This is a genomic window from Pseudophaeobacter arcticus DSM 23566 (genome assembly GCF_000473205.1).
GTDB lineage: Bacteria > Pseudomonadota > Alphaproteobacteria > Rhodobacterales > Rhodobacteraceae > Pseudophaeobacter > Pseudophaeobacter arcticus.
Genome location: NZ_KI421507.1, coordinates 1,510,471 through 1,524,511 on the forward strand (window position 1 = coordinate 1,510,471; position 14,041 = coordinate 1,524,511).

Here is a 14,041-nt window from a genome sequence, read left to right on the forward strand (position 1 = left end):
CACATGACTGTGGTCGTCGCCGGTTTTTACTGGTGATGACCGCGATATATGGCGGTTGGCCGATGTGGTCATACATCAGAATGAGGGTATCGAGTGGCTCAAAAGTCACAATTTTGGATTGGTCAGGGCGCATTTATGGCCTTGGACCATTGGCGTAAAACACGTCAGGCCCGCAATATCGGTACCCTTGGAATGGTGGTGCTCGGCCCGCTTCTGGCGCTGCTGACCTTCCTGATTTTTGGTCCGCTTGGCCATGGCGCCTCGTCCAGACCGCTGCGTCTGATTCTGCTGGCGGATATGGTCTATGTCATGGCGGTCGCCGCCCTGGTCCTGACGCAGATCGCCCGGTTGTTTGCGGCGCGGCGCTCCAAGTCGGCGGGATCCCGCCTACACCTGCGCCTGATTGGCGCCTTTGGCTTTCTGGCGCTGGGGCCGACGGTGATCGTCGCGGTGTTTGCAGTGCTCACGGTGAATGTCGGGCTGGAGGGCTGGTTCTCGCAGCGGGTGCGTCAGGTGATTGGCACCTCGCTGTCCGCGGCAGAGGCTTACCAGGAAGAACACCGTCGCGGTATTGCCACCGATGGCGAGGCCCTGGCGCGATTTCTGGATCAAAGTCGCAGCCGCAGCTACTACATCAACGATGCGGAGTTGCGCCAGGTTTTGACCCAGGGACAATTGCAGATCCAACGCGGGCTGCGCGAGGCCTATGTCATTGATGGCACTGGACGTATTCGCGCTCGGGGCGAACGCTCTTACGAGTTTGATTTTGAGCGCCCCAGCCCTGAGGACATTGCCAAGGCCAGCTCTGAAGGGCTGAGGATTATCCAGGATTGGGACAACAATGAGTTTCGCGCCCTGGTGCGGCTGAATGCCTTTGTGGACCGGTTTTTGTATATCAGCCGCGACGTTGACGGCGCCCTGTTGAACCTGCTGGACGAGACCAAGGAAACCGCGCTGCTGTATCAACAGCTCGAGAACGAACGTGGCCGGGTTCTGTTTGAATTTGGCCTTTTGTATATCGGCTTTGCGCTGATCCTGATCCTGGCGGCCATGTGGCTGGGGATCTGGTTCGCGGAACGGCTGTCGCGCCCGGTTGGGCGCTTGACGGTGGCGGCCCAGCGGGTTGGGGGCGGCGATCTGAACGCGCGGGTTCCCGAAGAAGATGGTGGTGATGAGATTTCCCAATTGGGGCATTATTTCAACCAAATGACCCATGAATTGCGGGCGCAGCGCGCCACCCTGCTGGAGAATACCAATCAGATCGAACGGCGGCGACGGTTGTTTGACTCGGTGCTGTCTTCGGTCACCTCGGGGGTTGTTGGCCTGGATCATGAGGGCAAGATCACCTTTGTGAACCGCTCGGCTGAGCGGCTTTTGGATTGGAAAGAGGACCAGCAATCCCTGTCTCTGTCGGTGGCGATCCCGGAATTTGGTCCGCTGTTTGAAACGCTGGTCGCCGGCGGTGGCGAGGCGGAGCAGGGCGAAGTCAAAGTGACCCGTCAGGGGCAGTTGGAAAACCTGCTGGTGCGGATGTCACGACGGCGCGGCGATGATGGCAAACTCGAAGGCTATGTGGTGGCCTTTGATGACGTGACCGATCTGGTCAGTGCCCAACGGATGGCGGCCTGGGGCGATGTGGCCCGACGGATTGCCCATGAGATCAAAAACCCGCTGACGCCTATTCAGCTCAGCGCTGAGCGGATCAAGCGTAAATTTGCCCCGATGCTGGGGGAGGAGAACAGCGACAAGCTGCAGTCCATGACCGATGTGATTGTGCGTCAAACCAATGATTTGCGTCGTATTGTCAATGAATTCTCCAAGTTCGCGCGGATGCCGGAACCCGAACGCCGCGAAGAAGATCTGGTGAGCCTGGTGCAGGATGCCGTGACCCTGCAACAGACCGGCCAGCCCGGGGTTATCATCTCGGCGGAACTTCCAGACCAGCCACTTTGGGCGGATCTGGATTCCACCATGATTGGGCAGGCGCTGACCAATCTGATCAAGAATGCGGGGGAAGCGATTGAAACGCTTCGCAAAAAGCAGCCAGATACCAGGGTGGAGCCACAGATCCGTATCGCGCTTTGCGTGGCGCCGACCGGCGGCTATGAGATCACCATTGCCGACAATGGCATCGGTCTGCCAGAGGACCGAGCCCGGTTGTTTGAACCCTATGTGACCACCCGAAACGAGGGCACGGGTCTGGGGCTTCCGATCGTGAAAAAGATTATCGAGGAACATGGCGGGGCGCTCTCGCTTGAGGATGCGCCGATTTTTGAAGGGCACCAACATGCTGGTGCCATGGCAGTGATACGTCTGCCCGCAGCTGCCAGCGCGGAGCAGGGGAACCGGAATACAGTGAAAGCAGGTCTGACATGAGTGACATTCTGATTGTTGATGATGAACGTGACATTCGCGAGTTGATTTCTGACATCCTGGAGGATGAGGGATATGCAACCCGCAAGGCCGGTAATTCAGAAGAGTGTATGGCGCAGCTCAACCAGGAGCTGCCCGCGCTGCTCATTCTGGATATCTGGCTTAAGGACAGTCAGATGGACGGCATCGATATTCTCAAAACGGTGAAACGCGACACCCCCGAAGTGCCGGTGGTGATCATCTCTGGCCATGGTAATATTGAAATCGCCGTGGCTGCGATCAAACAGGGCGCCTATGACTTTATTGAAAAGCCCTTCAATATTGATCAGCTGATGGTGGTCATCCGCCGCGCCATGGAGGCGTCGCAGCTGCGGCGGGAAAACACCGATCTGCGGCGCAAGGAAACCGGCGGCTCTGAAATGATCGGCTCTTCTGCGGCCTTCCGTGGGCTGGTTGGACAGCTGGACAAGGTCACCAAATCCAATGGTCGGGTGATGCTCAGCGGTCCGGCTGGCAGCGGCAAAGAGATTGCAGCGCGCTATATTCATGTCAATTCGGCGCGCGCCTCTGCGCCCTTTGTCACGGTCAGCTGTGCCGGTATCGAACCCGACCGGATGGAGGAAGTCCTGTTTGGCCGGGAAAGCACCGAGCGCGGCGTAGAGCCGGGGCTGTTGGAGCAGGCACATGGTGGCGTGATCTTCTTCGATGAGGTGGCGGATATGCCGCTGGGCACCCAGTCAAAGATCCTGCGCGTTTTGGTTGATCAACAATTCCAACGGGTTGGAGGCAATGACAAGGTGCGGGTTGATCTGCGCGTCATCTCAGCCACCAATAAGGACCTTGAGGCAGAGATCAATGCAGATCGATTTCGTCAGGAGCTGTATCACCGCTTGAATGTGGTGCCGATCAATGTGCCCTCATTGGCGGACCGACGCGAGGATATCCCGCAGTTGGCGGAGTATTTTATCGCTCAGTTCAATGAGAACCAGGGACTGCCACTGCGCGCCTTGGCGGATGAAGCGGTGGCGCTGATGCAGACCATGACCTGGCCCGGCAATGTGCGCCAGTTGAAGAACATGGTGGAACGGGTGCTGATTCTTGGCGATGGCACCGGTCCTATCGAGGCAAAGGATCTGCCGCGCGAAGAGGAAAAAGTGGTGGAAGAGGGCCGGGTTGTTTTGTCCGGTGCCCTGGCGACCCTGCCGCTGCGCGAAGCCCGCGAAGCATTTGAACGGGAATACCTGCTGACCCAGATCAACCGCTTTGGTGGCAATATCAGCCGCACCGCCTCCTTTGTCGGGATGGAACGCTCCGCTTTGCACCGTAAGCTGAAATCGCTGGGGGTTGTGACCTCCAACAAGACCGGTGCGCGCATTGCCCATGTGGAAAAGGAGGACGACATGGTCTGAGGCTTGGTGGGGGCCGGTCAGATCGAGGCCAGTGCAATCGAGACTGCTCAGACCGAGACTGATTGCAACACTGTCCCAAGCTCATTCCCCGCTACCGCCCCGCTACCGCCCCGCTACCGCCGAGGGTATTGGGGACTGGACCTCGTGGGGGATCTTTTGCGACCTGGGACAGGGCTGCAAAAGGACAGGGCTGCAAAGCGACAGGGCCGTAAAGAGATGGTTCTTTAAAGCGGTGGCAAAATAACGGTGGTGCCATTGCTTTGCAGGACTGCACAGGATTCTTGCGATAGGCCAGCGTCACGTCGATTGCGTCCCGGCAAGGATTGCAGCTTGGCGATTTGCTCTTTGGTGCAGCGTGGCAATTCCAGGTGCTGGTAGCCTTTTTGCGCCATGCAGCGTTGCTCTAGCTGGCTGCGCAGGCCCTGGTTCACATCCACTGTATAGGTGCCGCCATCCACCCAGTAGCCGGGTCCGGTCCAGCAACCGCCAGCGTTACAATACTGCCGTCCCGGATAATAGACTGGTGGGCGTTGGCGGATCTGATTGGCCACGGGGGCATCTTTCAGGGCCGCGACCTTGCAGGTCAGGGTATCGCTGTTGGTCCGCGTCTGATCATTGCCGGGGCGGTAATAAACCGGCAGGGGGCCGCAGGAAGCAAGCCCTAGTACGACAAAAGAAAATGCAGTGGCCAGGTGAAATCGGGACATAGGGGCGGGGTGCCGTATTTGGGCAAGAGTTACAATTGATTTGACCCTCTAGATGGCTTCTGGCATTCAAAACTGGCGAAATGGCGCCAAGGGACAGTGGCATGAAAGTTATTATCTGTGGTGCAGGTCAGGTTGGCTGGCAGATTGCGCGCCACCTCTCTGCGGAACAAAACGATGTCACCGTTGTCGACAATAACCCGGAGCTGGTGCGCCGGGCGACGGATACGCTGGATGTGCAGGGGGTGGCTGGGTTTGCCTCTTATCCGGATGTGTTGGACCGGGCCGGGGCCCGTGACGCTGATATGATTATCGCCGCCACCCATTCCGATGAGGTCAATATGGTCACCTGTCAGGTGGCCCATTCGGTTTTTTCGATCCAGCGCAAAATTGCGCGGCTTCGGGCGCGCAGCTATCTGACTGCGATCTATTCGGATCTGTATCGCCGCGAACATCTGCCGATTGATGTGGTGATCAGCCCGGAACGCGAAGTGGCGGCTGCGGCGATGCAGCGGCTTCAGGCGCCGGCCGCCTTTGATACCGAGATCTTTATGGAGGGCGACGCCCAGCTGCTGGGCATTCAAATCGACGAAGACTGCCCGGTGGTGAATACACCGCTGCGCCAGCTCACCGATCTGTTCTCGACGCTGCGGGCCATCGTTGTTGGTGTGCGTCGCGACGGGACGCTGTTTGCTCCGGATCCGGGCGATCAGTTGTTTGTCGGCGATAGCTGCTATGTGTTTGCCCATGCCGAAGATGTTGACCGTACCATCGAAATCTTTGGCAAGGTTGAGAAACGCCAGGACCGGGTGGTGATTGTTGGCGGCGGCAATGTCGGCCTGGAGGTGGCCAAGGCACTGGAAAGTGGCACCAGTCGCATTCGCGCCAAGATGATCGAGAAAAGCCGCAAATGTGCAGAACATGCAGCCGAGGCGCTGGAGCGGACCATCGTGCTGAACGGCGATGGTTTGGACCGCTCACTGATGATCGAGGCGGGCATTGACCGCGCTGATGCCATGCTGGCCGTCACCGATGACGACAAGACCAATATGCTGGCCGCGGTACGGGCCAAGGCCGAGGGCTGTCCCTTTGTGATTGCTCTGATCAACGACCCAACGCTGTTGCCCCTGTTGAAACCCCTGGGCATTGACGCTTTCATCAACCCGCGCGCCACCACGGTGAGCTCGATCCTGCGCCATATTCGTTATGGCCGGGTGCGTCAGGTCTATAGCATTGGCGATGCCGAGGCCGAAGTCATCGAGGCTGAGGTAATGGGCACCTCTCCCATGGCCGGTAAGGCAATCCGGGATATTGATTTCCCCGAGGGGGTATTGGTATGCGCCGTGCGTAAAAACGGCAAGGTGCTGCGCCCAACTGGCGGGCTGAAGATCGAGACCGGCGATGTGATCGCACTTTTTGCCATGGCGGATGACGTGCCCGAAGTGGAGCGTCTGATGCAGGTCTCCATCGACTACTTCTAGGATGGGGCGCCGCAACAAGACACCCAACCGGATCCTGCGACTGCCGCTGTTTTTGTTGATCTGGAGCGTGGCCTCGCTGGCCATGTGGGTTCCGGCGGCCCATGCGCTGGCGCTGAATGACCACCAGACCTCGCGGGCGTTTTTCTACACCGGTATTTTGGGGCTGTTTCTGGTCACCCTGGCGGGGCTGTCGCTGGGCAACCGGGTGCCGCGCTATGGCATGCCGGGGCAGCTGCTGTCACTGCTCGCGACGTTTGTTATTTTACCGCTGTTTCTGGCGGTTCCGGTGCAGGAATCGCTGCGCAACACCAGTTTCCTGAACGCCTATTTTGACATGGTCAGCGCGGTGACCACCACCGGGGCTGATATCTACGCAGATCCCGGCAGGCTGCCCCCCAGTGTCCATCTGTGGCGCGCCATGGTGGCCTGGCTGGGCGGGTTGCTGATGTGGATCTCGGCCTCTGCGGTTCTGGCGCCCTTGTCGCTGGGCGGCTTTGAGGTGACAGCCCGCGGTGAACCCGGCGGTGGGAGCGCGGCGCACTCGCAGATCCAGGATGTCGATCCCAAAAGACGCCTGATCGAGATCGCCCTGACGCTTGGTCCGGTCTATGCCGGGCTTACGACCGTGCTGTGGATTTTGCTGATGATCACCGGCGAGACGCCTCTGGTTGGGATGGGGCATGCGATGTCGATCCTGGCCACCTCCGGTATTTCCGCCGTCGGCGGTGTTGAAAATGCTGCCAGTGGCATTGGTGGCGAAATGGTAATGTTCCTTTTTATGTTCTTTGCCCTCTCCCGCCTGACCTTTTCTGATGACACCGTCACGGTTGGTTCTGGTCGATTGGACAAGGACCCCGAATTCAGAACCGGGTTGCTGATTATTGTTGGGATGCCGCTTTTGCTGATCCTGTGGCATTGGTTCAGAACCTTCGAGGTTGGTGCCCATAGCGAGCCGGTTCAGGCGCTCAGATCCTTTTGGGGCGGGCTTTTTACCGTCATGTCCTTTTTGTCGACCACCGGTTTTGAAAGCGCCGATTGGCAAACCACGCGGGAATGGTCCGGGCTGCAAACCCCAGGCATGATCCTGCTGGGGCTTTCGGTGATTGGCGGCGGCGTGGCGACCACAGCCGGCGGTGTGAAACTGCTGCGTGTCTATGCGCTTTACCTGAATGGCATGCGCGAAATGGAGCGTCTGGTCCATCCTTCATCGGTCAGCGGAGAGGGCAGTGGCAATAAGCGGATACAAAGGAATGGCGCCTTTGTTGCTTGGATATTTTTTATGCTGTTTGCCCTGTCTCTGGCGCTGATCTCGATTGCGCTGTCGGCCGTCGGGAGCGATTTTGAACATTCCCTGATCCTGGCCATTGCAGCGCTGTCAACCACCGGGCCACTGACCGAAATTGCCGGCAATGCGCCTATTGTGCTGACCAGCCTGGCACCTGCGGCAAAACTGATCCTCTGCTTTGCCATGGTGCTGGGGCGGCTTGAGACATTGGCGATTATCGCGCTTTTGTCTCCAAATTTCTGGCGCAGCTAGGCAATCGTGGCAAACCTCTGTGTGTGTTGGGTGTTTTTCGGCTGGAAACTGTCAAAATCTGCGTCCATAGTCGTAAGTAATATGGGACGCTGGTCCGCAGCGTGCCGCAAGAACAAAGGCGAGAGATATTAATATGGCTTCGGACAGACAGAATTTGCAGGATGCATTCCTCAATCACGTTCGCAAAACCAAGGTTCCAGTGACAATTTTCCTGATTAACGGGGTCAAACTGCAGGGTGTCATCACCTGGTTTGATAATTTCTGTGTGCTGTTGCGTCGTGATGGCCAGTCCCAACTGGTCTATAAACATGCGATCTCCACTATCATGCCGGCGCAGCCGATCAGCCTTTACGAGGGTGAAGACGCCTCTTGATGGAGCACGACAGGATCCGCACCCGCGCCTGGGTGTTACATCCGGACATTAAATCTGATCAGGGGCGCCGCCCTGCTGAACCCGCTTTGGCGGAAGGTGTTGCCTTGGCCGAGGCGCTGCCTGATCTTGACGTCATTGGCTCTACCGTTGTGCGCCTGCCAAAGGCCCATGCGGGGATGCTGTTTGGCTCGGGGAAAATCGAAGAGCTAAAAACGCTGTTGCACGCGAGCGAGATTGATCTGGTTCTGATTGATGGGCCGGTTTCGCCGGTGCAGCAACGCAACCTGGAAAAGGCCTGGTCGGTCAAAATCCTTGATCGCACCGGGCTGATCCTAGAAATCTTCTCGGATCGCGCTCGAACCCGCGAGGGTGTCTTGCAGGTCGAGATGGCGGCGCTGAGCTATCAGCGCACCCGTCTGGTACGGGCCTGGACCCACCTGGAGCGTCAGCGTGGCGGCTTGGGATTTGTCGGCGGACCCGGCGAAACCCAGATCGAGGCGGACAGGCGTGCAATTGATGACCAGTTGGTCAATCTGCGCCGTCAATTGGCAAAGGTGGTCAAAACCCGTACTCTGCACCGCGCAGCCAGGGCAAAGATCCCGTTCCCGATTGTGGCACTGGTCGGCTATACCAATGCTGGTAAATCCACCCTGTTCAATCGTTTGACCGGGGCTGATGTCATGGCCAAGGACATGCTCTTTGCCACGCTGGACCCAACCATGCGCCGGGTTGAGATGCCGGATGGGCCCGAGATCATTCTCTCGGATACCGTTGGCTTCATCTCGGATCTGCCCACCGAACTGGTGGCGGCCTTCCGGGCGACGCTGGAGGAAGTGCTGGCGGCGGATGTGATCCTGCATGTGCGTGATATCAGCCATGAAGACAGCCAGAACCAGGCCAATGATGTCGCGGCTATTCTGGCGACGCTTGGGGTCGATGAAAACCGCGCCCAGATCGAGGTCTGGAACAAGCTGGACCAATTGCCCGATGACGTGGCCGAGGCGCGCCGCCAGCGGGCTGCGCGCGAAGAGGGGATCCATGCGATATCCGCCCTCACCGGGGAGGGTATCGAGGCACTTCTGGAGGATGTCGCTCTTAAATTGGAAGGCGTGCGCCACGTTGAGGAGTTTACGCTCTCCTTTGCCCAGGGCAAACAGCGTGCTTGGCTGTTTCGACAGGACGTGGTGATCAGTGAAGAACAGGGCGAGGAGGGCTTTGCCCTGACGGTGCGCTGGACGGATAAACAAAAAGCCCAGTTCAACGCGCTGTAAACGGCGCGTCAGATGGGGCAACAGGTCGAGCGCGGGGGAAGCCTCCCTGCGCTCGATTGCATTTGGGCGCTCGTTTGCATTTGAGCGGCTCAGTCGGGCTTGGCTGCTTTGCCTTGCCGGGACAGCACATAGGCGGTGACGACGGGGCCAATCAGTTCAAAGCCGGCGGTTGTGCCAATGGCCAGAGCGGTGATCTGATCGCCATAGGCGGGCAGTTGCTCTGAGGCGGCCAGTGCCATACCGATGGCAACACCCGCCTGGGGCAGCATTGCGGCGCCGTAGTAGCGTTGTTCCTGTTTCGGGGCCCGCGCCGCCGCGCCACCGATCCAGCCGCCAATAGTCCGCCCCAGAATGCGAAGCAGCGCATAGACAAAGCCCGCGCCGCCCGCCAGCACCAGGGCCTTGGCGTCTAATGTGGCGCCGGCTAACACAAAGAAAACAATCAGAAAGGGCCATTCAAAGCTGCGGACCTCGGCAAAGGCGCGGCTGTTGTGGCGGGTGTGATTGACGATAACGGCGCCGACGGTCATGCCCGCAATCAGATAGGACAGGTCCAGCATCAGCGACAGACCGGCAGTGAGGAAAATCAGGCCCAGCGCTTCGATCCTGAGCGGTTCACCGTCGGAAAACCGACCAATCAGGAAGGCACCTGGCCAGCCGATGGCAACGCCCAAAGCGATCGAGCCACCGAGTTCATAGGCGGCGACGACCAGCGGGGATGACCCCTCGCTGGTTCCGGTGGTATCCCCAAACAGGCGCAGTGCGAGCATCGTCAGGCTAAAGGTCAAAAGCCCCCAGGCATCGTCAATGGCCACAATGCCCTTGAGCCTTTTGGTGAAGGAGCTGTCCTGACCGGATTGATCAATGACATCGTAGGTGGCCGCAGGATCGGTGGCCGTGGCCAGGGCTCCCAGCACCAGCGCCAGGGCCAGCGGCAACCCAAAGCCCCATAGCCCAAGGCTCACCACGGCCTGGGTCACCAGCACGACGCAGAGCGAGACGATAATGACGATCCGCCCATGACCCCGCAGGGTCTCCAGCGAAAGCGAGCTGCCCAGCAAAACCGCGACAGCACTGAGGGCGACAATCGCAACTACCTGATACAGATCGGTAATTGCGTCAGGCAACAGGTCAAACCCAGCCTGACCCACCACCAGGCCAAACCCCAGCAACAGCGTTACCCGCGGCAAGCGCAGCTGCCGTCCTATGCGGTCTGCGGCCAAACCGACAAAGAACAATAGGCCCATCACAATGAGTGGGGTGGCGAGGTCCTGCATGGCTGGTCAGTTCCTAGGGTTAATGGTGGTCACACCAACTGCCGCTGCGCGGGCGAGATCTTCGTCCAGCGACATCGGCACATATTCACCGCGTCGCCACAGCTGGGCCATGTCATCATAGTTGCGGGACAGGAAATGCCCTGATTGTCCGGTTGCCAGAATGAACAAGGAGCTGTCCGGGTCAGCAAAATCATATACGCCACGATAGCCCGCAGCGTGAATATTCTGAAACGGGTTGGGACCGCGGCCCGAGGTCAGCCCTCGTTGCAGGGTATTATCACCGCCGCTGGTCGACTGGCGGATATTCACAAAGAACCGCAAGACCGGAACTTTGCCCAGGGTCGCGTGGTCCTGGGTGGCCTGATGCGCATCCCCCCAGCGCAGGGATTCCAGGGCTGGACCATAGCGCTCTTCGATCCAAATCAGGGCATCATCCAGCGCCAGGCGGGCCATATCGGTGCATGTTTCCAGCGGCGCGCTTTGGCGCACGTCACACCAGCTGCTGGCCCCGTCTACATCCCGGTAGACACGTTCGATAAACAAAGGGTCCACCTGGGTGAATTCACTTGCCAGCGGTCCCAGATCATCGGTGATCAGGCGGGACTGAAGCGCCCGTAGCCAGGCGGCATAGATCAGGGGTTCAGGCAGATGTTCATTCATCTCGCCGTTCCATTCGGACAGCAGTGACAGCGCGGTCTGGCGCTGCTTGTCCCGGCTGCCATCCTCTGCGGCGCTGCCGGTGAACCACAGGTCGGCTCCAATCAGCGGCAGCAGGGAGCGCGCAGTGTAAGACACCGTATCGAGCTGGGCCTCCATGAAGCTGTCGCGGGTGTGCACTTCGCGGCTCTGCATCAGACGGCGCCAACGGTTGATCCTCTGGGTATCGCCCCAGGTATAGGATACATGGCTGGGGAACGGGCGTTCCAGGATTTTGTTGTTGGTATTGCCCAGTATTCCGCCGCGCGGGCTGATGAATTCAGGATTGGCGGCATAGGGCGCGCGCCCCAGCCAGCGGTTCACCCGCTGCCAGCCCTGGCTGGGCAGGCGGCCCTTGCTGTGATGTCGGGCGTCGCGGGCCGGAAAGGCGCCGACGGTTTTTTGGGCGATGGTCTGGCGATCTGCCAGAACCAGATTCTGCGAGGGGGCAATGAAGCCTTCCCCGGCAATAATGGCCTCGGCGACATTTGTGCTGCGCATCAGCTCTATCGCCGCCGTGAGCGATGTGTCCTGCGGGTCAAGCGCTGTCCAGCCCAGGCTGACCACATGCCCTGGCGGGGTAATGGCGGCAAGCCCAAACAGGGATCCGGGCAGAATGGGGCCGTTTTCGCTCCAGCGCAGGGTCAATGTCACTGGCGGCTCATCCTTGATTTTGATAATCGAGGGGCGCCCGGTAAACCTCTGATAGCCCTGCGGCGTGAGGTATTCCTCTGGGTTGTCCGGGTTCAGCCTTTCGATGAACAGATCCTGATCATCCAGAAAAGACGCGGTAATCCCCCAGCCCAGCTGCTCTGAACGTCCGGTCAGGATGGCTGGAATGCCGGGAATAGTACCGCCGATGACACCGCCGGTTGCCAGCTCCATGCGGGCCAAATACCAGCTGCCCGGTGCCGAAAGCGCCAGATGTGGGTCATTGGCCAAAAGGCTGCCGCCCGCAGCCGAGCGATTGGGGGCGGCAGCCCAGGCGTTGGAGGCGCCGCCAAAACCGCGGGCCGATACTGGAAACAGGCTGTCCCTGGGGGGCAGCGGCTCGGTGCTGGCATAGCGGGGCAGATCTGGGAAAAGACTGGCATATTCGGGCAGGGTGGTGATGCCCTTGCCGGGGGCGTCCGGCAGAATATCCTGCAGACGTGCAGGATCGGCAAGCGCCAGCGAGGTCCGCGCCCGCAAAACCTCATCCTGTAGGTGGTTCGATGACCGCAGCGCCATGAGTTTCATCACTGCGATGCTATCGGCTGGCTGCCAGGGGGCCATCGGCATGTTGAACAGGAACATCTCGGGGGCACCACGTCCCAGGGCGTCTTCGTTGATTTCCAGAATGCGCGCATTCACCCCGGCAGAATAGGCTTTGAGCGATCGCAGTGTCTCTTCTGACTGGGCCGAGACTGACTGCTGGGACAGCCCGTAAAGATCAAGGCGGCGCACAAGCAGATCACTGTCAATGGTGCGTCTGCCAAAGACTTCGGAAAGCCGCCCCTGGGCCGTGCGCCGCAGCACTGCCATCTGCCATAACCGGTCCTGGGCATGGGCATAGCCGAGGCCAAAATAGACGTCTTCGTCACTGGCACCAAAGCTGCCAAAAATATGCGGAACATTGGCGTTGTCGCGGATAATTTCCACCGGCGCCGAAAGACCAGGAAGAGAGATCTCTTTGTCGTATTCGGGCAAAGACTGGGCCGCGAGGTAATAGGCCAGGCCGCTGGCAATCAGGGTCAGCAGAATCAGTGTCGCAGCCAGCCGCAAGAGCCAGCGAAAAAGACGTGCCATCAAGTGCCTGTTTCCTATTATTTTATGGTTTAGCCGCCCTGTGTGCAATTGCACCCTGCCGGACCGGTGGTATGTTGTCGCCAACATAAGCCAGTTCAGAACAGGGGAAAAGCAAATGGCAAAAATCGCATTTTTGGGGTTGGGGGTTATGGGCTACCCGATGGCTGGCCATCTGAAATCCGCAGGCCATGAGGTTTGCGTTTACAACCGCACAACCGCCAAGGCCGAGACCTGGGCGCAGGCCCATGAGGGCAGCTTTGCGGCTACGCCCCGCGCCGCCGCCGAGGGGGCGGAATTTGTGCTGTCCTGCGTTGGCAATGATGATGATCTGCGGGCGGTCTGTCTGGGTCCGGATGGGGCCTTTGCCGGAATGGCGAAGGGAAGTGTGTTTGTCGATCACACAACGGTGTCGGCCAAGGTCACGCGTGGGCTATATGCTGAGGCAGGCAAAAGCGGCATTTCGTTTGTGGATGCACCGATCTCTGGTGGGCAGGCGGGCGCGGAGAACGGCGTTTTGTCGGTGATGTGTGGCGGTGATGTCGAGGCCTTTGAACAGGCAGAGCCGGTGATCCAGGCCTATGCCCGCATTTGCCGCCGTATCGGCGACAGCGGCGCAGGCCAAATGACCAAGATGTGCAACCAGATTGCCATTGCCGGCCTGGTTCAAGGGTTGAGCGAAGCGCTTCATTTTGCAGAAAAAGCCGGTCTGGACGGCCGATCCGTGGTCGAGGTGATCAGCCAGGGCGCCGCCGGCAGCTGGCAGATGGCAAACCGCTATGAAACCATGTTGGATGACCAGTTCGAACATGGCTTTGCGGTGGATTGGATGCGCAAGGATCTGGGGATCTGTCTGGACGCGGCGAATGAAACCGGAGCCAGCCTGCCGGTCACGGCCCTGGTGGATCAATTTTACAAAGAGGTGCAAAAACTCGGCGGTGGCCGTTGGGATACATCGTCTTTGCTCAAACGTCTGCGGGCCTTGGACTAATCCCTGCGCAGGCCAAAGTGGGCCCCAACGGGTGGCACAGGGACGTAGGCAAGACCTGAATACCAAAAGAGGCCGTGCAAGATGATTTGCACGGCCTCTTGTATTTCTGCCTTGGCGTATCGGCTGCCCGGAAGGGGCGGGATT

10 protein-coding genes are annotated in these 14,041 nt (G+C 59.3%); 7 read left to right on the plus strand and 3 right to left on the minus strand.

Going from position 1 to position 14,041, the window contains the following annotated elements; genetic code table 11:
• Positions 1-135 precede the first annotated feature (135 nt).
• Positions 136-2,376, plus strand: coding sequence for a sensor histidine kinase NtrY-like (locus ARCT_RS0111240; protein ID WP_051361058.1), 2,241 nt, complete (start codon positions 136-138; stop codon positions 2,374-2,376).
• Positions 2,373-3,782: a nitrogen assimilation response regulator NtrX gene (gene ntrX, locus ARCT_RS0111245; protein WP_027240165.1), complete on the plus strand. Its 1,410-nt coding sequence runs from the start codon at positions 2,373-2,375 to the stop codon at positions 3,780-3,782. The genes ARCT_RS0111240 and ntrX overlap by 4 nt, the downstream gene beginning before the upstream one ends.
• Positions 3,783-4,006: 224 nt before the next feature.
• Here the strand turns inward: ntrX and ARCT_RS0111255 are convergent, their stop codons facing one another.
• The gene (locus ARCT_RS0111255) at positions 4,007-4,489 is read right to left on the minus strand and encodes a hypothetical protein (protein WP_027240167.1); all 483 of its coding nucleotides are present in this window, start codon (positions 4,487-4,489) and stop codon (positions 4,007-4,009) included.
• A gap of 101 nt (positions 4,490-4,590) precedes the next feature.
• On the opposite strand from ARCT_RS0111255, the gene trkA reads away from it, so the two are divergent.
• The 4 genes from trkA to hflX all read left to right on the plus strand — a co-directional run bounded on the left by trkA (position 4,591) and on the right by hflX (position 9,148).
• The gene (gene trkA, locus ARCT_RS0111260) at positions 4,591-5,967 is read left to right on the plus strand and encodes a Trk system potassium transporter TrkA (RefSeq protein ID WP_027240168.1); all 1,377 of its coding nucleotides are present in this window, start codon (positions 4,591-4,593) and stop codon (positions 5,965-5,967) included.
• A 1-nt stretch (position 5,968) separates the two neighbouring features.
• Positions 5,969-7,504: a TrkH family potassium uptake protein gene (locus ARCT_RS0111265; RefSeq protein ID WP_027240169.1), complete on the plus strand. Its 1,536-nt coding sequence runs from the start codon at positions 5,969-5,971 to the stop codon at positions 7,502-7,504.
• Between the two features lie 133 nt (positions 7,505-7,637).
• A complete protein-coding gene (hfq, locus tag ARCT_RS0111270) occupies positions 7,638-7,877 on the plus strand; it encodes an RNA chaperone Hfq (RefSeq protein ID WP_008204623.1) in 240 nt (79 codons plus the stop codon).
• Complete coding sequence (gene hflX / locus ARCT_RS0111275) at positions 7,877-9,148, plus strand: GTPase HflX (RefSeq protein WP_027240170.1); 1,272 nt, start codon at positions 7,877-7,879, stop codon at positions 9,146-9,148. The genes hfq and hflX overlap by 1 nt, the downstream gene beginning before the upstream one ends.
• An 89-nt stretch (positions 9,149-9,237) precedes the next feature.
• Here the strand turns inward: hflX and ARCT_RS0111280 are convergent, their stop codons facing one another.
• Both ARCT_RS0111280 and ARCT_RS0111285 read right to left on the minus strand, forming a co-directional pair.
• Entirely contained in the window at positions 9,238-10,425 is a 1,188-nt protein-coding gene (locus ARCT_RS0111280; protein ID WP_027240171.1) for a cation:proton antiporter, read from the minus strand.
• 6 nt (positions 10,426-10,431) lie between these two features.
• Positions 10,432-12,909, minus strand: a complete 2,478-nt coding sequence (locus ARCT_RS0111285) for a penicillin acylase family protein (RefSeq protein WP_027240172.1) — start codon at positions 12,907-12,909, stop codon at positions 10,432-10,434.
• Positions 12,910-13,024: 115 nt separating this feature from the next.
• On the opposite strand from ARCT_RS0111285, the gene ARCT_RS0111290 reads away from it, so the two are divergent.
• A complete protein-coding gene (locus ARCT_RS0111290) occupies positions 13,025-13,897 on the plus strand; it encodes an NAD(P)-dependent oxidoreductase (RefSeq protein ID WP_027240173.1) in 873 nt (290 codons plus the stop codon).
• Positions 13,898-14,041: the final 144 nt, after the last annotated feature.

Excerpts from the sequence above, each read along its gene's own strand:
- hfq (WP_008204623.1), top strand. The coding sequence starts at position 7,638 with ATGGCTTCGGACAGACAGAATTTGCAGGATGCATTCCTCAATCACGTT.
- hflX (WP_027240170.1), top strand. The coding sequence starts at position 7,877 with ATGGAGCACGACAGGATCCGCACCCGCGCCTGGGTGTTACATCCGGAC.
- ARCT_RS0111285 (WP_027240172.1), bottom strand. The coding sequence starts at position 12,909 with ATGGCACGTCTTTTTCGCTGGCTCTTGCGGCTGGCTGCGACACTGATT.
- ARCT_RS0111280 (WP_027240171.1), bottom strand. The coding sequence starts at position 10,425 with ATGCAGGACCTCGCCACCCCACTCATTGTGATGGGCCTATTGTTCTTT.
- trkA (WP_027240168.1), top strand. The coding sequence starts at position 4,591 with ATGAAAGTTATTATCTGTGGTGCAGGTCAGGTTGGCTGGCAGATTGCG.
- ARCT_RS0111240 (WP_051361058.1), top strand. The coding sequence starts at position 136 with ATGGCCTTGGACCATTGGCGTAAAACACGTCAGGCCCGCAATATCGGT.
- ARCT_RS0111290 (WP_027240173.1), top strand. The coding sequence starts at position 13,025 with ATGGCAAAAATCGCATTTTTGGGGTTGGGGGTTATGGGCTACCCGATG.
- ARCT_RS0111255 (WP_027240167.1), bottom strand. The coding sequence starts at position 4,489 with ATGTCCCGATTTCACCTGGCCACTGCATTTTCTTTTGTCGTACTAGGG.
- ARCT_RS0111265 (WP_027240169.1), top strand. The coding sequence starts at position 5,969 with ATGGGGCGCCGCAACAAGACACCCAACCGGATCCTGCGACTGCCGCTG.
- ntrX (WP_027240165.1), top strand. The coding sequence starts at position 2,373 with ATGAGTGACATTCTGATTGTTGATGATGAACGTGACATTCGCGAGTTG.